The sequence below is a fragment of the Fibrivirga algicola genome (assembly GCF_011742925.1).
Classification (GTDB): domain Bacteria; phylum Bacteroidota; class Bacteroidia; order Cytophagales; family Spirosomataceae; genus Fibrella; species Fibrella algicola.
This window is the reverse complement of sequence record NZ_WAEL01000003.1, coordinates 1-25,162: the sequence shown is the minus strand read 5'-3', so window position 1 is coordinate 25,162 and position 25,162 is coordinate 1. Positions and strand designations below refer to the sequence as shown.

General features: G+C 53.2%; 19 protein-coding genes. 11 read left to right on the top strand and 8 right to left on the bottom strand.

Going from position 1 to position 25,162, the window contains the following annotated elements; all coding sequences use genetic code 11:
* The first annotated feature begins 68 nt into the window (after positions 1-68).
* A complete protein-coding gene (locus F7231_RS08660; RefSeq protein ID WP_085410671.1) occupies positions 69-1,154 on the top strand; it encodes a sensor histidine kinase in 1,086 nt (361 codons plus the stop codon).
* A gap of 42 nt (positions 1,155-1,196) precedes the next feature.
* Positions 1,197-1,970: a LytR/AlgR family response regulator transcription factor gene (locus tag F7231_RS08655; RefSeq protein ID WP_166691634.1), complete on the top strand. Its 774-nt coding sequence runs from the start codon at positions 1,197-1,199 to the stop codon at positions 1,968-1,970.
* A 70-nt stretch (positions 1,971-2,040) separates the two neighbouring features.
* Here F7231_RS08655 and F7231_RS08650 read toward each other — a convergent pair whose 3' ends face one another.
* Both F7231_RS08650 and F7231_RS08645 read right to left on the bottom strand, forming a co-directional pair.
* Positions 2,041-3,117 carry a YsnF/AvaK domain-containing protein gene (locus F7231_RS08650; protein ID WP_166691633.1) on the bottom strand — a complete coding sequence of 359 codons (1,077 nt, stop codon included), beginning with the start codon at positions 3,115-3,117 and terminating at the stop codon, positions 2,041-2,043.
* Between the two features lie 41 nt (positions 3,118-3,158).
* Positions 3,159-3,635 (bottom strand): YsnF/AvaK domain-containing protein, encoded by a 477-nt coding sequence (locus F7231_RS08645; RefSeq protein ID WP_166691632.1) that lies wholly within the window; start codon positions 3,633-3,635, stop codon positions 3,159-3,161.
* Between the two features lie 258 nt (positions 3,636-3,893).
* Between F7231_RS08645 and F7231_RS08640 the strand changes: the two genes are divergently transcribed.
* From F7231_RS08640 to F7231_RS08625, 4 genes are read left to right on the top strand one after another with little or no spacing between them, the layout of a single operon-like run.
* Complete coding sequence (locus tag F7231_RS08640; RefSeq protein WP_166691631.1) at positions 3,894-4,718, top strand: aminotransferase class IV; 825 nt, start codon at positions 3,894-3,896, stop codon at positions 4,716-4,718.
* Positions 4,719-4,751: 33 nt separating this feature from the next.
* On the top strand, positions 4,752-6,185 hold the full coding sequence (locus F7231_RS08635) for an AMP-binding protein (RefSeq protein ID WP_166691630.1): 1,434 nt from the start codon (positions 4,752-4,754) through the stop codon (positions 6,183-6,185).
* Complete coding sequence (locus F7231_RS08630) at positions 6,186-7,304, top strand: DUF3419 family protein (protein ID WP_166691629.1); 1,119 nt, start codon at positions 6,186-6,188, stop codon at positions 7,302-7,304.
* Positions 7,294-8,463 carry an aminoglycoside phosphotransferase family protein gene (locus F7231_RS08625; RefSeq protein ID WP_229369807.1) on the top strand — a complete coding sequence of 390 codons (1,170 nt, stop codon included), beginning with the start codon at positions 7,294-7,296 and terminating at the stop codon, positions 8,461-8,463. Before F7231_RS08630 ends, F7231_RS08625 begins: the two co-directional genes overlap by 11 nt.
* Before the next feature lie 13 nt (positions 8,464-8,476).
* On the opposite strand, the gene F7231_RS08620 is transcribed toward F7231_RS08625, so the two are convergent.
* From F7231_RS08620 to F7231_RS08610, 3 genes are read right to left on the bottom strand one after another with little or no spacing between them, the layout of a single operon-like run.
* Positions 8,477-9,526, bottom strand: a complete 1,050-nt coding sequence (locus F7231_RS08620; RefSeq protein ID WP_166691627.1) for a hypothetical protein — start codon at positions 9,524-9,526, stop codon at positions 8,477-8,479.
* Positions 9,523-12,096 carry a PEP/pyruvate-binding domain-containing protein gene (locus F7231_RS08615; protein WP_166691626.1) on the bottom strand — a complete coding sequence of 858 codons (2,574 nt, stop codon included), beginning with the start codon at positions 12,094-12,096 and terminating at the stop codon, positions 9,523-9,525. The genes F7231_RS08620 and F7231_RS08615 overlap by 4 nt, the downstream gene beginning before the upstream one ends.
* The gene (locus F7231_RS08610; RefSeq protein ID WP_166691625.1) at positions 12,093-13,001 is read right to left on the bottom strand and encodes a UbiA prenyltransferase family protein; all 909 of its coding nucleotides are present in this window, start codon (positions 12,999-13,001) and stop codon (positions 12,093-12,095) included. Before F7231_RS08610 ends, F7231_RS08615 begins: the two co-directional genes overlap by 4 nt.
* Positions 13,002-13,101: 100 nt before the next feature.
* Between F7231_RS08610 and F7231_RS08605 the strand changes: the two genes are divergently transcribed.
* The gene (locus F7231_RS08605) at positions 13,102-15,327 is read left to right on the top strand and encodes an efflux RND transporter permease subunit (RefSeq protein WP_166691624.1); all 2,226 of its coding nucleotides are present in this window, start codon (positions 13,102-13,104) and stop codon (positions 15,325-15,327) included.
* A 2-nt stretch (positions 15,328-15,329) separates the two neighbouring features.
* Here the strand turns inward: F7231_RS08605 and F7231_RS08600 are convergent, their stop codons facing one another.
* Entirely contained in the window at positions 15,330-15,836 is a 507-nt protein-coding gene (locus F7231_RS08600; RefSeq protein WP_085410659.1) for a KdsC family phosphatase, read from the bottom strand.
* Between the two features lie 114 nt (positions 15,837-15,950).
* Here F7231_RS08600 and F7231_RS08595 point away from each other — a divergent pair, with 114 nt between their 5' ends.
* From F7231_RS08595 to F7231_RS08580, 4 genes are all read left to right on the top strand, one after another.
* A complete protein-coding gene (locus tag F7231_RS08595; RefSeq protein WP_166691623.1) occupies positions 15,951-17,363 on the top strand; it encodes a methyltransferase RsmF C-terminal domain-like protein in 1,413 nt (470 codons plus the stop codon).
* 125 nt (positions 17,364-17,488) lie between these two features.
* Complete coding sequence (locus F7231_RS08590; protein ID WP_166691622.1) at positions 17,489-18,496, top strand: alpha/beta hydrolase; 1,008 nt, start codon at positions 17,489-17,491, stop codon at positions 18,494-18,496.
* 49 nt (positions 18,497-18,545) lie between these two features.
* Positions 18,546-19,451, top strand: a complete 906-nt coding sequence (locus tag F7231_RS08585; RefSeq protein WP_085410656.1) for a hypothetical protein — start codon at positions 18,546-18,548, stop codon at positions 19,449-19,451.
* A 129-nt stretch (positions 19,452-19,580) separates the two neighbouring features.
* Complete coding sequence (locus F7231_RS08580) at positions 19,581-20,387, top strand: enoyl-ACP reductase FabI (protein WP_085410655.1); 807 nt, start codon at positions 19,581-19,583, stop codon at positions 20,385-20,387.
* An 82-nt stretch (positions 20,388-20,469) separates the two neighbouring features.
* On the opposite strand, the gene F7231_RS08575 is transcribed toward F7231_RS08580, so the two are convergent.
* Both F7231_RS08575 and F7231_RS08570 read right to left on the bottom strand, forming a co-directional pair.
* The gene (locus F7231_RS08575; protein ID WP_166691621.1) at positions 20,470-23,556 is read right to left on the bottom strand and encodes an AAA family ATPase; all 3,087 of its coding nucleotides are present in this window, start codon (positions 23,554-23,556) and stop codon (positions 20,470-20,472) included.
* Positions 23,528-24,781 (bottom strand): exonuclease SbcCD subunit D C-terminal domain-containing protein, encoded by a 1,254-nt coding sequence (locus F7231_RS08570; protein ID WP_166691620.1) that lies wholly within the window; start codon positions 24,779-24,781, stop codon positions 23,528-23,530. Before F7231_RS08570 ends, F7231_RS08575 begins: the two co-directional genes overlap by 29 nt.
* Between the last annotated feature and the right edge of the window lie 381 nt (positions 24,782-25,162).

Below are 25,162 nucleotides of genomic sequence, written 5' to 3'. Positions count from 1 at the left end.
TTGTCGGCACATCAAACCGCTACGTCGACAGCTCTTATTTAACTGATTAGAAACGTGTACCTTCCGTTATGAAAGTTCTCGAACGCTATCATCAGGGTTGGCTCCATGCATTAGGTTGGGCCATCTTTGCTGGCCTGCCATTTCTTACGTTACCCTCTTTCCTCTGGAATCAGCAAGACCTCATTAGTATTGGCACGTCTCAATTACTGACCGGTATTGTTATCGCCTGCTGCTTCTACTATAACCTGCACAGACTGACGCCCAATCTGCTGAACAAACAGGAGGTAAATCGCTTCGTAGTAACACTGTTGGCTATGTTACTCGTAGTAGTGCTCGTGAAGCTGGCCTGTTTTTATACCTTCTATACAGGCGTTCATTATTCGCCCAAGGGTCGGCGCCGGTCATTCAGTCCCTGGCCGGGTGCGCTCAGTGCGTCTATGTCGTTTGGTTTTGTCATGCTGCTCAGCTCACTCATTGCGCTGGGACGGCACCATGCCCAGGTACGTGACCAGCAGCAGCAAATGATTCTCGGTAAAGTATCGGCCGAGCTAGCCATGCTTAAACTACAGGTTAGTCCCCATTTTCTGTTCAATACACTGAACAACATTCGCTGGCTGGCCCGCAAAAAGGCCGATCAGACTGAGGAGGCCGTAGTGAAATTGTCGCAACTGTTGCGGTACATGCTTTATCAGGCGCAGCGCGACCACGTATCGCTGACCAAAGAGATCGAGCATCTGCACCATTACATCGATCTCCAGCAAATGCGGTTGAACGACCGGCAAACGGTCGATTTTACCGTCGATGGCCCGGTAAATGGCTTATTGATTGAACCGTTGCTCTTCATTCCGTTCGTTGAGAATGCGTTTAAATATGGACTGCACGGGCAGGAAGCCAGCCACATTCAGATCGATCTGGATGTAAGCGAATCTGCGCTGTCGTTCTCGGTCGTAAACCCGCTTTTTGCGGCGTCAGGTGCCTCATCAGAAGATTCAGGTATCGGTATCGCCAACGTAAAACAGCGGCTGGCACTGCACTACCCGGATCGACATACGCTGGAGTATGGGGTCAAAGATGGGAAGTTCCATGTCCATATCGTGCTGCAACTGCATCAGGCAAAAGCCACATCGGCCGTAAACTACAGCGTATTTAAGTAGCTTCGCTTTTTACGGAGTCAACCCCCTAACTGACCGTTGAAAATGCGCTGTATTGCCATTGATGATGAACCCTTCGCGCTTGAACTGATTGCCGACGATATCCGGAAGATCCCGTTTCTGAATCTGGTGGGGCAGTTCAGCAATCCGCTCGACGCCTATGACCTGATTCGTCGGGGTCAGGTCGACCTGATTTTTCTGGATATTCAAATGCCTACGTTAACTGGGCTGCAGTTTCTCCGCACCCTGACTAACCCGCCGATGGTGGTCTTAACGACAGCCTACGAAGAATATGCCCTGGACGGTTATACCTTCGATGTCGTTGATTACCTACTGAAGCCGATTCCGTTCGAACGGTTCATAAAGGCCGTTTCTAAAGCATATGATCTGTTTTTGCTGCGACAGGGACGTACCCAGGTTGTTCATCAGGATCGACCTGTTGAGCCGCCTGCCGTAGCAGAGGTCGTAGAAGAACCGGCTGAGGAGGCACTTTCTCCTGAGCAAACCTTCTTCTTCGTCTTTTCTGAATACCAGGAGATCCGTATTTTTTACGACGATGTGCTGTACGTGGAGGGGCTGAAAGATTACGTGAAAATTTACACAACTACCCAGGCACGGCCTATTTTAAGCCGCCTGACGCTTAAAGCTATTGAAGCCAAACTGCCTGAGAAACTCTTTTGTCGCGTACATAAATCCTTCATAGTGGCACTGCCTAAAATCACCGCTTTTCAACGTACCCGGCTCTTCATCGGTACGCAGGAAATACCGGTGGGCAGCAGTTATGTCGATGAGTTTGAACGGCAGTACGGGGTGCAATAGCCTTAAAAAAAAGACAGCCAACCCCACAAGTGAGGCTGGCTGCATTACGGTTTGGATACGAAATCCGGCATTATAAAGTACGAACGTCATTGTCACGGTGCGTAGTATTCAGATCCGACGTGTTCGCGTCCGTGGTTCTGTAGGTATCCGTTGACGTTGGATTCAACTGGTCAACTTCAACGTCGGTGCGGCGAACGGTGTCGTGGATCGCTTCGTCGTGCTCGTCGACAGTCTTGCCAACGGTCACTTCCTCCACGACGCGGGCTTCTTTAGCTACCACAGCGCGTTCGGCGTGTTCAGTCAATTCAACTTCACCCTCTTTGAAGGCGGTAAAATCAGCATCGGTCGCGGCGCGATCCACCGGGTTACGTTGTACAACTACACGCTCGGTACGAAGCCGTACGTTTTCTTCTACAGGGCGTTCAACAATCCGGCTACGTACCCGGACACCTCCTGTTTCGACGGTTTCTTTACCAACTCGCAGGTTTTCTTCAATAACGGGTACAGACAGGGTCTCTCCGTCACGAACCACATCGTCTGAGACACGACCTGTGGTTAGGGTTGGGTCGGCTACACCTAAGCCATTGCCAACTGTAGAGGCACCGCTATAGTCGGTAGGACCCGTATATGAATTACTGAATTGGGCATCTTTCTCATCAACATCAACGGCACCGTTGTCGTCCAGAATATCGGCAGCTCGTTCTGCCTCGTCTTCCGACTGAACATGAACCGTGACGATCGAACTCCGCTCAGCAACTCGAGAGTACCGGTCGGCATCATCGTTGCCACCGAACAGTGAACTGAAAAAATTGCCAATGCTGCTACCAACATCTTTGGTATCATCAACAACCTCTTCGGCCGCGGTACCGCTGGTATTGCGGTGCCGGTCGGGAATGCTGTTTCCTACTCGTGAGGTCACATCTCTGGTATCATCGACCACCTCTTCGGCAACTGTGCCGCTCGTATTCTGGTGGCGATCCGGAAATGTATCACCCGTGTTCGACGCATAGTTTCCGTCGGTGTAACTATCATCCCTGGCAGTTGACAGGTCAATACTGTTGCGCGAAAAGCCGTCGCTTACCAGCGCCTCTACTGCATCTTGTGCATCGCTGGTGCTATCAAATACGCCTACTACTGTGAGTGCCATAATCGGGTTGAGTTAAATGAAAAGAAAAATTGGATAAAGCGTTAGGTAATCTCTTTTGTTTGTGCGGAATCGGTGGTCGTTTCGCCCCTAATTCGATGGACTGATACGGTCTCTTGTCGCGTAGTAACGGTTTGTCGGTCTGTAGTCTGCTCCTGCTTGCGAGTGATGCGAACTTCCTCAACCAGGACAAGCCGAATGCTGGTCACTACTTCTTCCCGAACTACTGGTAATACCAAGGTGTCGCCTTCCTGCCGGGAAAGAGGTACCGCGTCGACTACCCGGTTAATGGGCACGCGCTGCACATCAACAACTTCGTGTGTAACAGGCACGTCAACAGTTTGCACCTCTTCGTGCACCTCTTTACTAACTCGTACCCGTCCCGTCTCAACCCACTCGGTGCGGACCTGTAGTTGCTCCTCGATGATTGGAATAACAACCGTCGATGATGAAGCTGCCAGGGGCCCGTCATCAACCAATGGCTTAGTCGTCGGAGTGGTGTATGAGTTCGTTGGGAACATTAACTATTAATTCGATAGAGTTAGTGTTAATAACAGTCGATTGCTGTGATAGTTATTAAAATACAGGCTAGGCTACAGAATCACGGTGGCTTATATATGATAATCGATTGATTGATTGCGTATTGACTAAACGTTAAATTTTTGTGAAATACCGGTATCCACTGTTTATCGGTGGGCCAAAATTGGCTACTCCGTGCATCTATCTATATTTGGTCGTGTAAAACAGCTCTTGTCCGCTGCGCCAAACCTACCTGTCTGATGCCTTACTACGGTTACTTTAATGGAGTCATTACGCCCGTCGACCAGATTGGGGTAGGCGTTACGGATCTCGGCTTATTGCGAGGCTACGGTCTGTTCGACTATTTTCTGACCTATGGTGGAAAACCCTTTCAATGGGATCTGTATTGGGCACGGTTTCAGCGGTCGGCCGAGCGCATGAACTTGCCGTTGCCTTTAACGAAAGAACAGACGTACCCCATCCTGATGGATTTGCTGGCGCGTTCGGGGCAACCTGACGTGGCCTTTCGGTTTTTGATGACGGGTGGCTATGCGCCCGACAGCATTAGTATTGTTACACCGAACTTGCTTATTCTCTCGGAGCCCATTCATCCCACGCCCGACTGGCAGTATGAACGCGGTATCCGGGTAATTCTGGATGAGTACGTGCGTGAAATGGCCGAAGTGAAATCGACGGACTACAAGCGGGTAATGCTGCTGAACAGTACGATTCGGGAAGCGGGGGCGCAGGATGTGCTGTATCATAAAGACGGCGAGATCAGCGAATTAAGCCGCAGCAATATCTTCCTGGTCATAGGAAATCGGCTGGTTACGCCAAACCGGAACATTTTGTATGGTGTAACCCGCCGCACAATCCTCGACTTGGCCAAAGCTGATTTTCAGCTTGAAAAGCGCCCCGTGCTGCTCTCTGATCTGTACGAAGCGAATGAGGTATTCACTACCAGCACTAATAAAAAAGTGCTCCCCATTGTGCATATCGGTGATCTGCAAATTGCCGACGGACAGGTAGGGCCTGTATCGAAGCAGCTGCTGGCCCGCTTCCACGCGTTTACCGGTAAGCAGTAGGCGTTGTTCAGTACCAGGGTTAACCCGGCCGTGATGATAACTAATTTTTTTGGGTGCCTGTACGACAAGCTGCTGGAAAACGCCGCGCAGGAGCTGATCGTCTGGACTGAAGCAGGCGGGTCGGCCCGTACCTACACGGGCGCCGCCCTACTGGAGCGTGTTTCGGCGATTCGTCATGAGTTGACGGAGCGGGGAATCCATCCGGGGCAGTCCGTGATGCTGGCTATGCCCGTATCCTTCGACCTGATCTGTAGTCTGCTGGCCATCATGGCGCAGGGTGCTGTTCCCGTGTTGCCGCCCGCCAACGCTTCCCGGTTCGACCTTGTTTCATTGCTGAAACAGACGGGTATCAGGGGCGTGATGGTGCAAAAAGCGCCCGGTCTTTTATTAGCCGGGCTGGCCAGGCTGTTGCGGCTACAACTTGTGCCGGTAGCGCCGCTTAAGGCATGGTCAGGTACGTACCTGCCGCCGCAACTGGTTGATCCCGAGCAACCCGCACTGATTTCACATAGTTCGGGGTCAACCGGCAAACCGAAAGCAATTCGGCGGAGCCATCGAGTCCTGACGGCCCAACATCACGCCCTGAGTGCGTCGTTTCCACCCTGGGTCGGTCAGCGTGATTTTCCCCTATTTCCCAATATTCTGTTGCATAACCTGGCGGTTGGTACGGTCAGTGTGCTGCCCGATTTGCCGGGGTTCAGCCTGGCTCGGATGAACCCGGCCCGGATTGTGGCGCAGTTGGTTCGTCAGCAGGTACATACGCTTACTGGAAATGTTTACTACTTCCAGCATCTATTGCGTTACTTAAATGACCATCCAGCGCAAATAACTCATGTCCGGGCTGTTGGCATCGGTGGGTCACCTGTTCCCGACACGTTGATACATAGCCTGCAACCCTACTTTCCTGCGGCCGACCTATTTGTTATCTATGGCTCGTCGGAGGCAGAACCGATCGCTGTCCGTAATACCCGGCAGCAGTCCGTAACGCCCCGGTCGGGCTATCCGGTGGGTACCGTACATCCGGCCATCCAGGTTACTATCCGACCAGAAGGCTTGCTTACGCTGCCCAATGGTACGTCTTATACTGTCGGTGAAATCCAGGTACGAGGTGATCATGTGGCCAGTAACGGAAACGACTGGCTGGCGACAGGTGATTTTGGGTATATCGACGAAACTAATCAGTTCATCCTTACCGGCCGTCGGGGAAATGAGCGCATTCATCAGGGGGTGCAGCATTACCAGATCGAACACATGCTATCAGCAGTCACTGGTGTTGAACGCGTGGCGGCTCGTTCCGGCGAAAATTACTTTACGATTTACGTGCAGGGAACTGCCACCGAAGCAGCCATCAGGTACGTGCTGGATCAGCATTTCCCGGCCGGTATTTGTCCCACCATTCAGTTCAGGGCGGAACTACCCGTTGATGCCCGTCACCTGTCGAAAATTCGTTACGAACAGCTCTCCTAGATGATGCAATCCGAGTTTTATACTGTGGCGCTGGATCGCCTGCGCTATTCGCTTGTTTGGGAAGACAGCGTGACGCTCTGCACAGCCCTTGATGTGCAGCCAGACGATGAGGTATTGGTGATTACCTCAGCGGGCTGCAATGCCCTCAATATGCTCCTGAAAAATCCCCGACGGGTTGTCGCCATTGATCTGAATCCGGTGCAAAACAGGTTGCTGCGACTGAAAATGCATGTCATTCGGCACCATGACCATGCTGCTTTTCGGGGCTTGCTGGGTTTCGATGGCCCTGATAGTGTAGTCAAGGCTTTTGCCGAACTCCGTACGACACTGCCCGCCGACGATCTGGGATACTGGCGCACGTTTTTCGACAGTCACCCCGAAGGTATTCTGTTGGCTGGAAAGCTGGAAGCGTACATAACGGGCTTTCTAGACACGCTGGATGCTGATACGCAGCAGAAACTACGTCGGCTTGTGCAGTTTGACCACGTCGGCGCGCAATGGGCGTTTTTTGGCGATCAGTTGCACGATACATCTTTTCAGGAACAATTCATTCACTATTTCGACGAGGCTAACCTCAGCAAAGGTCGCGACCCCAGGCTGTTCACCTATGCCGAGGAGTCGGGGGGAGAGGCGTTTTATAACCGTTTGTGTCGCCAGATTGCCACCACGCCGGTACGGCATAATTTCTTCTTCCGCTTTTTCTTTTTCGGGCCATCACAACTACCTGAAGCAATTTTGCCTCCCTGTTACCGCGAGGTACACTACGCGCAGTTGCGTGCTAATCTGCACAAGCTGACCAGTATTGATGGGGAGGCGGTTGAGTACCTGCTGTCGGAGGAGGGGCAAGTGATCACGAAAGCCAGTATGTCGAATATTTTCGAATATACCAGTCAGGAAGAGTTTAGGCGGGTGGGTAGTCTGCTGACGGCTAGCAGCAACCGAATACCGCTCCGTTTTGTGTTCTGGAATCTGCTTCAGGAGCAGGGAGCAGCTACTGACGCGTGGCCAAACGCACAGATTACCGACCAGTCATTGACGGATACCGCCTGCTTTTATTTTAAATCGGTACGCGTGATGGAGCCAATAAACACGCGCTTTAGTGCGCCAGATGCTGTTTAAGATGACTGTCTCGACCTATTTCAGCCCGCCTTTCGTTGAGCGCCTGATGCAACAGCATGCGCCTGAAAAAGCCATTCAGGTGTTCGACTGCCAGCCATTCAGCATTGATAATTCGGCCAGTATTCTGGCTGTGTTAACTGCTGGTGTCTCCGACAAGCCGATTGGGCATTTTGGCCTAACCGTCGACGTCGACATAGATGGACAACGTCAGACCCGGAAGATGGTGATGAAGATAAAGCCACACGGTGGCGAGGTGGCCGCTATGTTGTATGGGCTGGCCGTAGCCTGTGGTGGTCAACTGGCCAAAGTCTATCCAGCCTATGCCGAACTGACTGGCTTTTACCATTCGCACGGGCGTGAGCTGGAGATATACAGCCACGTACCTGCCGATATTCAGCCCGACATTTTCGGCGTCTATGCTGACGAGCCGAACGGAACGTACCTGATTCTAATGGAATACCTCGACGAGGTAACGCTGCTGAACTCGGTGATGTCGCCCGAATCCTGGACAGACGAGCCTATCAGGCAGGCGCTTGACCAACTCGCCGGTTGGCACGCCCAGCACCTGAACAGGCAACTCCCGATTAATACCGTTTACTGGACAGATGCCCCTTCGCGAGACTATATGCTGAAGCTGACGCCGTTGTGGAAGGCATTGCTCCACAATGCGGCCGAATCTTTTCCTGATTTGTATACACCCAAACGGGTAGCCACACTGGCGGAAGTGATTCAAGCTATTCCAGACTACTGGCGAGAACTGGAGCGGCTGCCTAAAACGCTTGTTCACAACGATTTCAATCCCCGGAACACCTGCTTCAAGACCGTAGCCGGTGGGCTGTCTTTGTGCGTGTATGATTGGGAGCTGGCTACGTTTCATATACCGCAGTACGATGTCGTGGAACTGTTGTGTTTTGTGCTGGATGAAGATCGCTATGCCCTGCGCCAAACGTACCTGGATTATTACCAACACAGTTTGCATAGCTTGACTGGCCACTACGCCGACGCGCAAGCGTTTCGGTGTGGGTTCGAACTGGCCGCGTTCGACTTCGGGCTGCATCGGCTCGGCCTGTACATGATGGCACACACGATTAGCCCCTATCCGTTTCTCCCCCGCGTGGTGAACAGTTATTTCGATACGCTGTCATTTGCGTCGGGTTAACCCGAAGCAAGTTTTAATCCGTAACCGGCTTCTCGAACAACGCATAGTGGGCGGTTTCGTGGGGGAGAGTGTCGGAGAAATGCAGTGAAAAATTGTCGGAGCGCATCAGGCAAAAGATAACGTCATCGTAAAATTCCTGAAAGCGCAGCATGCCATAAGCGCCGATGTAAGACATTAAGCCCTGCTTTCGATACAATGGATGAACACCCACCGATTTAACCAGCAATACCTTTCTGTCAAGGCGAGGAAAATCACGGACGAACTTGGGCGTTTCGCCAGGAGCCAACGCCAGCGACTGGTAATTAGGCATACAGAAGCTCATGGCCACCAACTGCCCCGATTGTCGGTCGCGGAAAAGCACCGACGAATGTGGACACAGCTTTTCAGCGAACTGCTTATTATACAGCAACTGGAACTGAGCCCTGGAGATGGGCTTATAAGCCGGATTTGCGCTGAAAACCTGATGAACCAGGTCAGCCAGTTCATCTTCATATTGTAGCCAGGTGTCGGGGTTGAGCGGAATAAAATCAAACGGGATGTGCGACAGCCCAGCCAGGAGTTGTTGCTTATCGATGTAGGCAATCGGTATGTCATTGTGGCGAATGAGCCGACTCTCGAACTGGCTTCTGACACTAAAACCCAGTTGCTCGAGCAGTCGGGGGTAATACGTCGGGTTGACGGGCTCCCGGTCGAATCGGCCCCACGAAGGCGGTTCATGCAGGCGTAGCCGGTAGTTGTGGAAGGTGTTAAAATTCAGCGGCCCCACTATGGTCTGTCTGCCCCGTTGCCGGGCATCGGCATAGAGCAACGTAAATGCCTGCTGATTCAGAGCAAGGTCATTGGTCGTTTCCCAGAAACCAAAGTAGGCTTCGTTGGACCGCTCGGGAAAGATACCGACCAGCCTGATGGTCGGCTCGCCGATATACAAAATGATCTCGTTCCGGTCGGCTTCCAGTTGAAAAAGCTGTTCGATTAGGGCAGGATCGTCATCGCTGGCAGAGGCAACGGAGAAGAAGCGATCTGGCAGCGGGCCATCGTAAGGAATCCGGTCAATCAAGGTCATGGATTTTGCAACTGAATTTCGCCGGTACGTCCGTTCATAGTGATCCGCTGCCCGGTTTCAATCAGCTTGGTTAGCCCCGGCACATTAATGATGGTTGGAATGCCCAGTTCGCGCAGCAAAATGACGGAATGCGAAAGCGACGACCCTTTTTCGATGAGCACCGCCCGGCAGGTTGGGAACAGCACCGCCCAGCCCGGATCGGTTCGCAACGCACACACGATCTTGCCGGTCACGTCGAGGTTGTCGCGTGGGTCAGTGATGACAATGACCTCGCCCATTACCTCGCCCGGTACGCAGCCTGTTCCCTGTAACACCCCGTCTTGACGCACAGCAGGGGGGAGGTCTGTCATTGGCGGCGATGGAATAACTACCCGGCTGGGTACGTCTTCGGTGGCGTATCGGGCAAATTCGGCTTGTCGGTTTGCTACGAGTTCAATAAGATCAGGTACGTTAGCGGTACCAGCGGTGGCCATAAGTTCGGTTTCTGTCAGAAAGAAAACGTCTCGTGGACTGGTCAGTTTGTTGGCCATAACCAGTTTGCTGCCTAGGGCAAGATACAGGCTTCGGTACATGCCGAAGAGCCGGGTACGTTCGAGCCGAAGGGCCTCCCGGTAACGGATTGCCTGCTGCAATTGCCTTAATTTTCGCCAAACTGACCGTCGAAAAAAGGCTGATTGGCTTGTCAGCACTTGCGTTAGTTCGGCGGCGGCGTTTGTGTGCGATGTGGTAGTCGTTTCGGTCAGCGCGCTGGTGATCAGATCGGCCGTGAGGTAATTCCGCAGGTATTGGTAAAAGACGGTAGGAGCAAGCCGCATCGTGACGGTTTCCAGTTTCAGCTCACCCACTGTCCGATCGCCGTATTGATCGATAAATTGGTGAACAGCTGCATAGAAGGCTGGAAATTTGGCGTGTACCTGAGCAGGCAAATCGGCCGGATTGGCAAGAATCAGCGCCCGCAAATCTGGCTGCTGACGTACCTGACCGGCCAGCCGAATCATGGCCCTGACGGGCTGCGTACTTTCGATTTGCTTATCGCCCGACAGGTATCGGCTCAAAAACTCATCGGGTTGGGCAACGCCTGCTTGCGTTAACTTCCTGACCACACTGCCATTGGTCATCATTACGTAAAAATCGTTGATGATGGGCGTGGTCCAATTACCGAGTAGTTCGTTGTCGAGTGTCGTCTTCTGCCGCATCAGCTCGGTACTGGTTAATTTATTGAGATCCAGCCCGTAAAAGCGGTTATACTGGTTGAGGAAATGGGTATGAAAAGCAGGTACGTACCTGCCTAATCGTGAAAAAGCCCACAACAGCCGAGCGAGGTTGACTACCAACCGGGGCAGCATGACCAGTTTCTGGCGCGTTGTTTTCTTGGTATCCTGCACAAATTCGACGGGTTCGTCGAGACCCATCATGCGTTCCATATCGGCTTTGTTCTGCCTGAACGACGGTAGGAGTTGCAGTCCCCTGTACCAGTTGTTGATGTTATAGTAAATGCGTCCCTTCACCAGACCAAGCAACTGAGTGACCGTTGCTTCGTGGGCCTGAATCGTGGCTTTGGGTAACCCCAGCGTCTGCATGGTCTGGCGGTACACGGTGGCATAGGCACGGCTGGCGAAGCTGAATGTGAGTGGGGTCGTCACGCCGCAATAACTCTCCTGAATGTTTGAATTATCGTACACCACCACGTCTGGGATTGCCTGGGTGATGGGCCGCGACTGCACCACAAAAAGCTGGTCATCCGTCACCACAAACTCGACATCCTGCGGGCCACCAAACGCTTTTTCCAGCGATGTGCCTACCTGAAAAAGTTCATTCAACTGGCTGTCGGTCAGGCAGGGAATTACCTGTTTGTCCGGGCTAATCGGTGTTTGGTAAAGGCCAGGTCCGTTACCGGGGACCAGCTGCTGTGTTTTATGGACAATGACCTTCCGATGAACCTGCGCTGACTGTTTCAGCCAGTAAAACTCGTCGGCATCCAGCCCACCGGTCATTACTCCTTCGCCGAAACCGAACAGCGCATGAGCCGCCATCTCCTGCGGGTAATCGGGAGAGGTAGTGAATAGCACGCCGCTGGCTACGGGGGTAATTTGTTGTTGAATAATGACGGCTGGCCGGGCGTTGAGGGGCAGCCCTTTTTGCCTTCGATAGGCTATAGCCCGATCGGTATAGGCACTGGCCGCACAGCTCAATACGGCGCTGTAGATATCGCTCAGGGTAGTCAGATTCAGAAAGGAGTCCATCATGCCGGGAAAAGCGTGGGACATACCATCTTCATCGGCTACTGATGAACGGACCACCACTGCCTGCGCGGGAAAGCCCCACTCGGCCAGAATCTGGGCAATACCTACCTGATCGGCTGCTGACAGGCTAGTACCTAATAAGGCCTGTCGGCGAAGCGCGACTGCGGTTTCATCGGCTGGTAATCCGGCGAGGACGGGGTCAAACGTTTCGGCAGAAATAACCAGAAACGGGGGAACGGCTATGTTCAGCGTTTGCAACCGATATAGGCCGGCTGCTTTGCCGCCAATGGTGCCGGTTTTGGGGGCATGAGGGCCGTAGCAGATCATCGCGTACCGATTCGGAAATTGACAACCAGAATGATGGACAGATAGCTGACCAGCATGGCGAGTGAAACCAGTAACTCGGCTACTTTCAGGGTTTTCTCCCGCGGGTTGGTCACCGAACTAAGGTAAATGCCAACGGTGGCCAAGTACAACAAACCGATGAGGCAGAGCGGAAACAAGCCCGCATTTAGCTCATGAAGCAGGTAGCCCTGTACCAGAACGCTAACGAGCAGCACCAGCATGACAGTGGTGATGGCAGGTACGTACCCCATTGCTTTCGAATACGAATCGATGAGGGGGCGCTCGGCCTCGGGTACGTGTAGCTTACGGGCTATCTCGAACGCAAAGCCACCGAGTAAACTGAGCGCCGCCAGTAAGTAAAACCCACCCGATAGAGCATAGGCTGGTACATAAGCCGACCAGATCCAGGCAATGACCAGCGGCATGATGAGCATGTGGGTGATAGCGTAGAGTAGCAGGCGTTTTTTCAGGTAGTTGCCGACAAAAAATTCGTAGCGCATCAGTAAGCTGTAACCCACCGCCAGCAGCCAGCAAACCAGCGTAGGTACGCCCATCAGCACTGACCAGACCAGTTCGATACCAGCGCCAGTCAGTGAGGTATAGTGAAGTTGGCTCAGTGTGACCCGGCCCGATTGCAAGACCCGCTCCGGATGGTTAATGGCGTCCAGCGCGTAGTCTTTATGCTCGTCGAACACCCGCAGGCGGAAAAAGAAGGAAATGACCGCTATGATACCCAGGCTATCGCGCCAGCTGAAGGTGTCCGTGGTGAACGTTGGCCAAGTGTATGTCGCCACTGAGTAAACCGTCAGAAAAAGAACCGCAAACAGGGCCATATTTACGACGGGAAACCGCTGGTTCAGGTAAGCGATAAAACTGGGTACGTTCATGCGCCGAAAATAGCGGAAATACCTGCTAAGCAGATACGTTTATGCAGTTGGATTGATTTTTTGGTAGACATCAACCGCCTGTTTATGTATACCTTACTGGATGACCATTCTTTACAAAGCCAGGTATTGGCTGCTGCTCCTGACGGTAGTGCTGGGTACGTTCCTATGGCCGGGTGTGCAAACAGCGCTACAGGTTGATAACAGCTTAACCGTCTGGTTTCTGGACGACGATCCTGCGCTGGTCACCTACCAGCAGTTTAAGGCGCGTTTTGGTAATGATGAAGTGGTCATTGTCATGGTAAACGATGCACAGGGCCTGTTGAATCCGGCTTATTTTGCCTCTTTCACGGCGGTCACCAATGCCCTGGAGATCTTGCCTGATGTGGCGGGCGTCATTGGTCCAGGCAACACAAACATCCCCACAAAATCGCCCCTGGGCATGGACCTGATTCCCCTGCTCGCAGCCAATACGACCGCTACCGACGTTAGAAACAGGCTGGCTGCTCAACCAACAATCCGCGAGCAGCTATTCAGCCATGACTATAGCACTGCCCGGTTTCTGGTTACGCTGAAAAACAGGCCCGATTTTGATTTGCGGCGAGCTGAGGTGCTGGACACGATCAAAGCAACGGTAGAAAAACAGTTGCCAGATAAACGGGTCTTTTTCGGTGGCGTCGGTATTATTTACGCCGGGCTGAATGCCCTGTCGCAACAGGATTTCGGATTCTTTCTGGGCGTCGGTTACCTGATCATGGTCGTGTTGCTTTGGTGGATTTATCGCAAGCCCCTGTTGTTGCTATATACCATCGGTCTGGTGGCCCTGTCAACCTATTTTACGCTTGGTCTGTATGGTACCTGTGGCTATCGTATCAACCTGATGACGGTGCTGCTGCCGATCATTATTGTGCTGCTGGGTATCATGGACGCCATTCACGTGATCAATGAGCGAAACCAGCTCAGTGAAGCAGGAGCAGATAACCGCGAGAGTGCCCTACAGGCGTTGGCGGCAGTGTTCAAACCGTGTCTGTTCACGACATTTACGACCGCGGCGGGTTTTCTGGCACTGGAAACCAGTCCGATGGCTATTCTGAAGAATTTTGGCCTTTTCGCCGCTATCGGGATCGGGCTGTGCCTGTTTTTCACCTATCTGCTTGGGGTAATACTCCTGCCTCTAACTCAGCCGTCCCGGACAATAACAACGCTGACCGGAGATCGACTGGCGCACTTGCTGGGGCGGATTATGGCGAAGAAATCCTGGTTTCAGCTGCTTTCGGGGGCGCTTGTTCTCGTCTTCGGCTTAGGCATAACCCAGTTGAAAACGGATACCTACACGCTCGGTTATTTCCCCGACAGTCACCCGGTCGTGCAGGATCATCGCGGCATGGAAGCTGCCTGGGGACCGTATATGCCGCTTGAATTACTGGTAGAGCCCAGAGCTGGTCAATCGCTGTTCAGTCCTGCTGTGGTGCAGGCAGCGGTGGCTTTTTCTGATTCGGCCAAAACGCTGCCGGGCGTGGGGCCGGTCTTCGGCTTCTATTCACTGTATCAAAGTGTTTTCGAGGCACAATTCGGGGCCAAGAGTCGCAACGCATTAAAAAGTCGGTCTGCGCTGAAACTGGCGAACGAACAACTGGCGAACCGGTCCCCTGAATTGGCCCGTATGTTCATCCACGACCCCTCACATACCGGACGGGTTACCGTGTCAGGGACTATGCTTTCTGCCCGCGAGCTAACCGGTAAAATGGATACGCTGATGCGCATAGCCGACGCCACGCTGGGGCGCGTGGCCAGCGTGAAACCAGCGGGCTATCAACCCATGTATGCCGGTATTGTCAACTACGTGGCCGAGTCGCAGGTCAATAGCCTGCTGATGTCGTTTGGGCTGATATTCGTGTTGGTCTGGCTGTTTATCCGCGATGTTAAACTGGCGGCGTTGACGGTTATTCCCAATTTGTTTCCGGTCGTGGTGATGATGGGCATAATGGGTTGGCTGGGTATTCGCCTCGACACAGCTACGGCCAGTATCGGCGCTATCGTACTAAGTTTCTGCGTCGACGACTCGATTCATTTCATTTACAAGTACCGGCAAAACCGCCAGGCCGGGAAACGCCCCGACCTGGCCCGGTTGGCTACCATAACGCATGTCGGCCCGGCCATTGTACTGACCGCCTTCGTGCTATTTTCGGGTTACATCCTGATGATAGTTGGCTCGCTGGTGACCGTTCAACTGTGGGGTCTGTTAACGGCGGTGTCTATCGTCGGGGCGCTCTACGGCGAACTCGTTATCTTTCCACTTGTGCTGGAGCGGTTTGACCGGGAAGCGTAGTGCTACGGAATAATCCACGTTCCCTGTGCGCGCATGACCTGCTCGATCACATCGCGAACGGCTCCGTGGCCACCGGTTTTAGGCGAGATGTAGTTGCAGACAGCCTGAATTTCGTCGACGGCATCGGCGGGGCAGGTGCTTAGCAGATCGGCCCGGCTCAGAATATGGTAGTCGGGCAGGTCGTCGCCCATGTACAGGATCTCCGCTTCAACCAGATTGTCGCGCTTGAGGAAGCCCAGATAAACATCGAGTTTGTGGTTGGTTGGTCCGCCCATGAAAACGTCTTTGATGCCCAAGAAAGCCAGTCGTTTACGTACCCCATCCTGGTTGCCAGCCGACAAAATGGCCACGTTATAGCCCGACTTGATAGCCCGCTCAATCGCGTAGCCATCCTTGATGTTGAACGTCCGGTACATTTCGCCGGAAGCCAGCGCGTTGACACTGCCATCGGTCATTACGCCGTCGACATCGAAAATAAAGGTTTTGATCTGTTTGAAACGGTCTGTCATACCGCAAAGGTACAGGTAGGTTTGTGGTTTGACGTTGTGGTCTACTGCGGCGCTGCCGGAATTGTCAAATTGTGGAGCAACAGTAAACCACAAACTCACCTGTACCTTTACAGTATGAATCCTACTCAACTGCCTGAGGCCTTTCGGCAGCAGATGCAACAGCAACTCGGTGCTGAATTTGCCGCTTTTGAAGCGGCACTGAGTACGTCGCCCCCTGTAAGCATTCGCCTGAATCCGCGTAAACCCGGTTTCGACGTAGCCAGCAGCCCCACGATGGTGGAGCAGGCTACACCTGTACCCTGGTGCGATGGCGCTTACTATTTACCCGAACGACCTGTGTTTACGCTCGATCCACTATTTCAGGCGGGCGCTTATTATGTACAGGAAGCCTCATCGATGCTCCTGGCCGAGGCCGTTCGGCAAACAATTGGGCAACGTAAGCCTTATGCTGGTCAGCCTCCTGTTCGAGCGCTTGATCTGTGTGCCGCGCCGGGCGGGAAAAGCACCCTGCTGGCGTCTGCTTTACCTGAGCCAAATTTGCTGGTGTGCAACGAAGTGATACGTACCCGGATACCCATCCTGCGCGAGAACATGGATAAATGGGGCTATGCCAATGTCGTCGTCAGTCACCACGATCCTGACGAGTTTGCGCCCCTGTCCGGTTATTTTGATCTGGTCATGATCGATGCGCCCTGCTCGGGTGAGGGGCTGTTCCGTAAAGACCCCGCCGCCGTGAATGAATGGTCGCCCGATCACGTCCAGATGTGTTCGTTGCGGCAGAAACGTATTGTATCGGCAGCAGCCCCGCTCGTGGCCGATGGTGGCTGGCTCATCTACAGCACCTGTACCTACAATGACGCCGAAAATCTGGAAATGATCCGTTTCCTGAGCGAAAACGGATTTACGAACCGCCCGCTCGACCTGCCCGCTGACTGGGGTGTTGAAACCCGTACCGTTGGCGATGCCGTGGGGTACCAGTGCTATCCGCACCGGGTACGTGGCGAGGGCTTCTTCATCAGCGTGTTCCGTCGAAAAGCAGCCGCTACGGCCCCCGTCACCCGAAACCGGGGCTTCAAATCGGCCCGGCCGGTGCACCGCAAACAACTGGGTACGTTGCGGCCGTTCCTGAAAAACCCGGATGCGTTTTCGTACTGGGAAAAACCCAATGGCGATGTCATTGCGGTTCCGCTGGGCATAGAAAAAGAACTGGTGCTGATTGATACCGTTTTGCGCAACAAGGGCTTCGGGTTAGATCTTGGCGTGTTCAAAGGGACCGATTTCATGCCTGCCCATGCCCTGGCGTTAAGCACCGAGCTGGCTACCGATCTGCCGGGTGTAGAGCTAAGTCTGGACGATGCCCTTCGCTATTTCAAAAAGGAAAACCTGGTATTACCCGACGTACCCAGAGGGTGGCTACTGGCTCGCTACAAAGGCTTGCCACTGGGCTGGATGAAAGGTGTCGGGTCGCGCATTAACAATTACCTGCCGAAAGATTGGCGCATCCGCATGGAAATTCCCGAATTTTGATGGGGGCAGGCAAATCAAGCTGATTGAGCCTGATTTCGGGAAGGTGAATGACAACGAAAGAGGAAGTAGCGAATTTGTGTAAATTAACCTGACCTGCTCATTTTACAGCCTATTCCCACTATCCTATGAAACGAATTTTAGTATCGGTAACGGGTCTACTGGCGGTGCTGGCATTGGGGTATGCACTCGGTCCCCGGCATCAATTTGCGCTCGGGCCTGCTCAGACAGAATTGCCGGTAACTGATTTGGCTACCCTCGAACAAACCATCGCCGAGTCGGAAAAGCGGGCGGGGTTGAAGCCCGACAATGAAGCGCGCATTGTTTGGGCCGATAGTACCCGGAAAGTAAAGACACCCGTCAGTATGGTCTACATCCCCGGCTTTGGGGCAACCTGGGCCGAGGGCGATCCGATTCATAAAAAGCTGGCGAAACACTTTGGCTGCAATCTCTATCTGGCCCGCCCCGAAGAACACGGCCTTACCTCGCCCGACGCCTTCAAAGGCCTCACGCCCGACAAGTACAAGGCATCGGCTGAGCGGGCGCTGGCCATCGGGAAAGCCCTGGGCGATCGGGTTGTGGTAATCGGCACTTCAGCGGGCGGAATGCTGACGCTCTATCTGGCCCAACGCCACCCGGAAATTGCTGGACTGGTGCTGTACTCGCCCTGTATTGAGGTGGCCAATCCGGCGCTGAAACTGGCGACCAGGCCCTGGGGCGCGCAGATCATGAAGCAGGTGCTAAACGGTGAACACGTGACGGTGACTACCTACAAACCTGATCGCGCGCAGTACTGGCTAACGAGGTACCATATCAACGGCCTGATTACGCTGCAAACGATGCTGGACGAGTATATGACGCCCGACGAATTTGCGAAGGTGAAGCAGCCCCTGTTTATGGGCTATTACTATAAAGACGAAGACCATCAGGACAAAGTCGTGTCGGTAGCGGCCATGCTGACGATGTATGAGCAACTGGGTACGTTGGCCGATAAAAAGGAGAAGGTAGCTTTCCCGAAAGCGGGCGAGCACGTGATTGCGTCGCACTTCACCTCGGGTGATCTCGACGGCGTGTATCGGGCTACCGAGCAGTTCCTGACCAACACCATACGATTGGTACGGCGTCGGGCACGTTGATGGTCAATTAAGTTGGTGTAGTTTTGTTACTTCATTAATTCAATCAAAAATGCTTCAACCTAAGTCCGTTGATGTAGCCATCAGTGTTTATGGAAAGCCGTATTTAACGGCTGTCACTCTGCTTTCGTTACTGAAACAATCTGGTCAGTGGATCGACACGATTTATTTTATTGAAGAGCGTGAGCAGCCAGCCAACACCGATTTAGAGCCGCTCCGAGAATTACTTAAGCCCTATAAAACGATTTATTACCGTCCCTGGATTCACTATGGTTATCGGAACATGAGAACCGATAAACGGCGGCATCTGTTGGCTATACCCCCATTTCGGCAGTCAGTACGATACCAATACGCTTGGGAGAAATCGGATAAGAAATACCTGTTCGTCACGCATAACGATGTGCTTTATACCGATGATCTAGTAAAGGCATACCTTGAAAACATAGGTGATGCCATTGGTATTGGTAAAGTAGGCCAATGTTGGAACTGCCCTGCTTACAAAGAAGGACTGTGTGATGGAGATCGCTATCAGACATATCGCCCAGAGGCCGCTGAAGTAGAAGCACTTTATCAGAAACACGGCGATCCGCGCGGTGGCAACTACCGGAATATGATCAGTGATGGTAAAGGATGGCCTTTGCCCGAATGTCGGCTCAATGAGTACGCCTGTATGGTGAATCTCGACGTGGCCCGTCCAATGACTATGCCTGAAGGTGAAGCACTTCCCTTTTGTTTGTTTGGCTACATAGACCTCAACACCGACTGGTTTCGGTCTGTCAATCAGCGTGGGCAACACCCCGTGAATTTTGATTATGATCCATATGCCCGGCACAGCTGGGTTAATGCCCTAAATAATGGCCATCGGGCGCTATCCGACCGTACCATTTACGATGCGGAAGAAGAGATTGCCCGGCAGTATCTGGAAACAGAATTTGGGGTCAGCACCCAACAGAGGTAGCCTGTAGATACTGAATTAAGTTACTTTTGCGCTCCCTGAATGGCTACTGCCGACAGTATAATCAGCAGACGGTACGGTTTGTTAGGCGCCTCATTGGTCATTCTCATTCTACTCTTTTTATTCTAACTTATGGCTTACGGACTCCTTAACGGAAAGCGCGGCATCATTTCGGGTGCCCTCGACGAAAAATCAATCGCCTGGAAAGTGGCGCTTAAAGCCCACGAAGAAGGTGCCACGTTTGTGCTCACCAACGCGCCAATCGCCATGCGGATGGGTGCTATCAAGGAGCTGGCCCAACACTGCAACGCTGAAATCATCCCCGCTGACGCTACATCGACCGAAGATCTGGAGAAACTCTTTACTCAATCGCAGGAAATTCTGGGTGGAAAAGCTGACTTCGTGCTGCACAGCATCGGCATGAGCCCCAACATCCGGAAAGGCCGCGCTTACACCGACCTGAACTACGAATGGTTCAAGCAGAGCATCGATATCTCGGCGCTGTCATTGCACCGGATGTTGCAAACGGCCTATAAGCAGGATGCCATCAGCGAGTGGGGTTCGGTTGTGGCCCTGACGTATATGGCCGCTCAGCGTACGTTCCCCTTCTATACCGACATGGCCGAAGCAAAATCGATGCTCGAATCGATTGCCCGTAGCTTCGGTTATCACTACGGTAAATACCGGAAAGTGCGGGTGAACACCGTGTCACAGTCGCCCACCGTCACCACCGCCGGATCGGGCATTGGTGGCTTTGATAAATTCTATGATTTTGCCGACAAAATGGCGCCACTAGGCAACGCCTCAGCCGACCAGTGCGCCGACTATTGCCTCACGCTGTTCTCTGACCTGACCCGCATGGTGACCATGCAAAACCTCTTCCACGACGGCGGCTTCGTCAATACCGGCGTGTCGATGGAAGTAATGGAAGGACGATAAAACGAAGTTCTCCGTCTTCTGTCGCATTGCCAGGCAACGTACCCACCGGTAGCATGCAGCGCAACAGAAGACGGAGAACCTTTTAGCTGACTACGTAGCACCGGCTATTCCCGTCGATGCCCCGTTCAACCTGGATTTGAACGGTGATGCGTTCCTTGATCTCGTGCCGGTGCGAGATGATGCCGATCGTTTTCTGACTTTCCTGCTGGAGCTTTTCCAGCATCACAATCGCCGTATCGAGCGATTCCGGGTCCAGTGTCCCGAACCCTTCGTCGATAAACAGGCTATCGATCTGCACGTTCTGCGACGCCAGATCAGACAGGGCCAGCGCCAGTGCCAAACTAAGCGTAAACGTTTCGCCGCCCGACAGACTGGTGATTGTTCGTTCGGCCTGTCCCTGATACAAATCCACCACAAACAGTTCGTCCTGCTCTTCGCGGGGCGACAGCAGCAGGTAGCGATCCGTCAGGTTTTTCAGCCGCCGGTTGGCCAGGCCAATCAACTGGGCCAGTGTCAGGCTCTGGGCAAACTTGCTGAATGAATCGCCTTTGGCACTGCCAATCAGTTTGGTGAGCTCTTTCCAGGGCATCACGTCCGCCTCCATCCTCGCCAGCTCGGCAATGGCTTTCTGATGCGCCGTCACGCTTTTCTTGTTTGTGTCTAGTTCGCTACGTGCGTAGCCAGAGTCGGTCAACAGTTTCTCGTGTTTCTTTCGGGCCGTATCAAACGTGGCTTTTACCTCATCGGGCGTCAACGCTGTCTTGCGGGCCTTATGAGCGGCATCCAGCCGTTTCTGTTCGTCGGCAATGCTTTGGTCGAGCTCTATTCGATCGCGGTCCAGTTCGTCGCGTTGTTTCTGAAGCTTCTGCGAAGTGGGTACGTCCAGTAACAGTTGCCGGGCCACGTCGGCTGAATCGAAGCCCTGTTTTTTCAGTTGCGGCACGAGTGCTGTACTAATGCGCCGCTCGTCGGTTAGGGCTGCCTGTTCATCCTCTTCCGTCTTCTGCTGAAGTCCGGTCTGTGTGGCTATGCGGCTCTGCACATCGGCGAGGTTCTTCAGCAACGTACCTGCCCGCTGCGGCCAGTCATCACTGGCATAGAGCGCCTGTTTCTGCTGCGTGAGGGAGTTGATCGCTTGTTGGTGCTGTTGCAATTCGGTCAGTTGCTGAATCAGGAGATCGATGGTGCGTTGTTTCTCCCAAAGCGAACGCAGCGTTTTCAGGTCGGCCTGTGTAGTGGCTAACTCCCGTTGTTCGCTCCTGAGCAATTCCGGCCCTGCGTCTTCGGCCAGTTGGTTAGCTTCGCGCAGTGCGTTGATCTCATCACGCTTTCCCCGAAACTGATCGCGAAGGGTTTGCTGGGTACGTTCTGCCTCGGCTAGTTGAGCCTCCTGCGCAATCAGCTTATCCGACAGCCCCCTCGTGGTTGTTCGGGCTTTCTGAAACTCATCCTTCACCAGCAGTAGCCTGGCGGCTACTGTACCCAGCTGATTGATGTAGTGGGTGGCATAGGGGTGCTCCGGTGAGCCACATAGCGGACAAGGTTCACCATCGACCAGAGCTTCGCGCAATTCCGTTAAGTTCACCTCGGCACTTAACCGACGTTGTTCAGCGTCGAGCTGGTTGACGGTTTCTTCGGCACTGCGCTCGCGCTCGCGGGCCGCGGCCAGCAACGGCAGGAGCAATTCAATCTGGCTTTTCAATGCCTCAATCGGCTCGGCCAGCTTCTGCCCTTTAAGAATCCGGTCGCGTTGTTCTTCTTCCAACAGAATCAAAGTGCCCAGCACCTTGTCGCGGTCAATAGCCTGCTGGCTACGCTCGGGAAGGGTAGCTGGTGTAACGTCCGGGTACGTTTCCAACAGGGTGTCAATCCGTGTTTGCACGCCTGCCCGGTCTGCCTGCAGGTCGACCAGAGAACTAGCCACATTGTCCAGCGTAAGCTGATGTAGTGGACTGCTACGCAGTTCCGGTTCAGTGGTTGCCTGTTGCCGAATGCGCTGAAGCAGGGGTGCAGCGGCGTTTTGCTCGGCGGTAAGCTGATTCTGTAAGGTGGTTAGCCGTTCCCGAAATGCGTCGATAGCTGCACCGGCCGCAGTTGAGGTTAATCCTGGCGTACCCACAAACGCGACTGCCTCGGCCACCAGGTTGTTGAGCCGTTCAGACAGCCGGTTTAATTCAGCTGTTACGGTTGCCCGATCCTGGCGTGCTTTCAGTATAGCGCGTTCGGCCCCGGCCAGTTCGGTAAGCAGGCCAGCCAGCGGCGTGGCCTTGTTGTGCAGCAGCAGGCGGTCGCGGTCGGGGGTAAAGGAAGCGGTTCGTTCGGCCAGTTTTTCGCCGGTTGCGGCTAATCTTGCCAAGACCTTCTCGGCCCGTTCGGCGTCATCGACAAACTTCTTCTCGGCTTCAAACAGCTTGATCTGCGCTTTTACCTCGGCCAGTTGGGTATCGGCCAGCACTAGTTGATCGGTCAGCTCGGTCACCCGGTCGGGACTCAGCATCCTGATCGAGCCGATGCCCACCCGTTTAATATCAATCTGTTCGTCGAGGTACTTGGTATGCTCGTAGGCTTTGCGGCTCAACTGCCGGTAGATTTCCGTACCGGTCAATTGCTCGAGCATCTTGCTCCGTTCCGATGCCTTCGATTTCAGAAACTGGTCGAATGCGCCCTGTGCCAGCACAATCGACTTAATGAACTGTTCATACGAAAGGCCAATCAATTCTTCGTTCTTCTTCGGAAAATCGCGGAGGTCTTTAATAGGAAACAGAATACCCTCTGGCTTATCGTCGGCCAGTCGGGCAACTTCCATTTCGTAGTTGTTCCAGTTATTCTTCCTGTTTTTGCGAATCGACCAGCGCGACCGGTACCGGTTGCCATCGACTTCATATTCTACTTCGGCATAAGCGCTCGTATTAGGCTCTGCCGCCGCCTGCCGGTTTACTATCAGGCCATCGTCAGTAATAGCCGTGCCCGAGATAGCCCCATTTAATCGGGGAAGCCGGTTGAACAAAGCAAGGGTCATCACATCGAGCAGCGTCGACTTGCCAGCGCCCGTTGGGCCAGAGATCACAAAAAGACCGGTGTCGCCGAGGAGGCCGCTGGCAAATTGAATAGGCTCGTGTTCGCCATAAAACGAATTGATATTACGAAACCGGATTTGGCGAATTTTCATGCTGTAGCGGAGCCGTCTGCTCCGTAACCATTGTATAAAGTTGTTGGTAGGTATCAATAAGCTGGTCGCGCTGGGTATCGTCTACCTGCGCCATCACCAGCCGTTGCGCAAAAACATCCAGGTACGTCAGGTCGGCCAGATGGGTATCGGCATCGAACAACGATTCCAGGTTCTTCCGCTTATTCCGAAACAGAAGCCGGGTTTTGGTCAGGATAAACGGAGCATCTTTATAGTCGCGCTGCAACTGGTCGAAATGCATGCGCGTGCTAAGACTTTCGGCATCCTCTTCTACCAGTACTTCCACCAGGGCAGGCAAGGCGTGCGTCATCTCCAATTGGTTTAGCCGTTCCCGCACCTCGTCGAGTGTACCGGTTATATGCCGAAACGGACGGGCCTGCGGTACCGGTACCGACTCAATTGCCACGAGTTGCCCGTTCTCTACGGTCAGCTGCAGTAATTGATGCGCATTATCACGCTCAGCGAAGCTTAACGGAATAGGCGATCCACAATAACGTACTGCCTCGCTGCCGCCCACCCGTTGCGGTACATGTATATGACCAAGCGCTACGTAGGTAAAGCCCTCGGGGAAGTGTTCGCTCGAAAAAGCCGCCTGACCACCTACGGCGTGAATCTCGCGTTCGCTTTCCGAAACCGACGCTCCATTTACATAGAGGTGACCCATCGCCAGTACGGGTACGTCTCTATACTCGCTATGACAATGATCCACGATTCGCTCGTAGTGGTTCCGGATGCCCATTCGTAGTGCCTCTACCCGGTCTTCATAGGTTTGTCCGGAAATAGACTGACGCAGGTCAGCATCGCGCAGATAAGGCACTGCTGCTACTAATAGGTCAGAGGAGCCATTGGCAAACCGGATCACTTCATCGGGACAGTTCCCATTCGTACAGCCTACCACATGGATGTTGAGATGCCGGAGCAGTTCTTTGGGAGCGTTGAGTTTGGTAGCCGAATCATGGTTGCCGCCCGTAATGACAATCCTGACAGATAACGGAAGCAATCGGGTCAGGAATTGGTAATACAACTGCATAGACCCATCATTTGGGTTGGTTGTATCGAAAATGTCGCCAGAAATCAGCAATACGTCGATCTCACGGCGTTCCACCTCCTCAATAAGCCAATTAAGAAACAATGTGTGGTCTTCGCGAAGGTCGGAACGGTATAATCGTTTGCCTAGATGCCAATCGGCTGTGTGTAAGATCCGCATAATGAATAAGGGGGCTAACTTTCTTTTGTTATATAATGTCTAGCCCACATAAAGGACAGCTGTAGGCTGGCCGTTTCAATGATACTTCCTGTCAGGTGTTACTAGCTAAAGTACAATTTTTGTAGGTAACTCTAACTACCAAAAGCGACGTGAATAAATAGTTTAAACTTTTTTCGGTCGTTTTTTCTCTGTTTATCAGTCAATTAGGCTTTTGCAGCCTCTATTCAATGAAAAAACTTTCAACAGGGTCTTGACACGGGGCAAATGTTGCCCTACTTTTGCAGTCCCAATCAGGAACAACGGCGGTGGAGCAACAGCAAAATCGCCGCTTTTACTGAGGACGGCACAGGGTCAGCATCCCGGCAGAGTACAAAAATTAAA

Coding starts and splice junctions, on each gene's coding strand:
- F7231_RS08615 (WP_166691626.1), bottom strand. CDS start 12,096: ATGATCTGCTACGGCCCTCATGCCCCCAAAACCGGCACCATTGGCGGC.
- F7231_RS08655 (WP_166691634.1), top strand. CDS start 1,197: ATGCGCTGTATTGCCATTGATGATGAACCCTTCGCGCTTGAACTGATT.
- F7231_RS08625 (WP_229369807.1), top strand. CDS start 7,294: ATGCTGTTTAAGATGACTGTCTCGACCTATTTCAGCCCGCCTTTCGTT.
- F7231_RS08660 (WP_085410671.1), top strand. CDS start 69: ATGAAAGTTCTCGAACGCTATCATCAGGGTTGGCTCCATGCATTAGGT.
- F7231_RS08590 (WP_166691622.1), top strand. CDS start 17,489: ATGAAACGAATTTTAGTATCGGTAACGGGTCTACTGGCGGTGCTGGCA.
- F7231_RS08635 (WP_166691630.1), top strand. CDS start 4,752: ATGATAACTAATTTTTTTGGGTGCCTGTACGACAAGCTGCTGGAAAAC.
- F7231_RS08640 (WP_166691631.1), top strand. CDS start 3,894: ATGCCTTACTACGGTTACTTTAATGGAGTCATTACGCCCGTCGACCAG.
- F7231_RS08580 (WP_085410655.1), top strand. CDS start 19,581: ATGGCTTACGGACTCCTTAACGGAAAGCGCGGCATCATTTCGGGTGCC.
- F7231_RS08575 (WP_166691621.1), bottom strand. CDS start 23,556: ATGAAAATTCGCCAAATCCGGTTTCGTAATATCAATTCGTTTTATGGC.
- F7231_RS08630 (WP_166691629.1), top strand. CDS start 6,186: ATGATGCAATCCGAGTTTTATACTGTGGCGCTGGATCGCCTGCGCTAT.
- F7231_RS08595 (WP_166691623.1), top strand. CDS start 15,951: ATGAATCCTACTCAACTGCCTGAGGCCTTTCGGCAGCAGATGCAACAG.
- F7231_RS08605 (WP_166691624.1), top strand. CDS start 13,102: ATGACCATTCTTTACAAAGCCAGGTATTGGCTGCTGCTCCTGACGGTA.
- F7231_RS08570 (WP_166691620.1), bottom strand. CDS start 24,781: ATGCGGATCTTACACACAGCCGATTGGCATCTAGGCAAACGATTATAC.
- F7231_RS08600 (WP_085410659.1), bottom strand. CDS start 15,836: ATGACAGACCGTTTCAAACAGATCAAAACCTTTATTTTCGATGTCGAC.
- F7231_RS08585 (WP_085410656.1), top strand. CDS start 18,546: ATGCTTCAACCTAAGTCCGTTGATGTAGCCATCAGTGTTTATGGAAAG.
- F7231_RS08650 (WP_166691633.1), bottom strand. CDS start 3,117: ATGGCACTCACAGTAGTAGGCGTATTTGATAGCACCAGCGATGCACAA.
- F7231_RS08610 (WP_166691625.1), bottom strand. CDS start 13,001: ATGAACGTACCCAGTTTTATCGCTTACCTGAACCAGCGGTTTCCCGTC.
- F7231_RS08620 (WP_166691627.1), bottom strand. CDS start 9,526: ATGACCTTGATTGACCGGATTCCTTACGATGGCCCGCTGCCAGATCGC.
- F7231_RS08645 (WP_166691632.1), bottom strand. CDS start 3,635: ATGTTCCCAACGAACTCATACACCACTCCGACGACTAAGCCATTGGTT.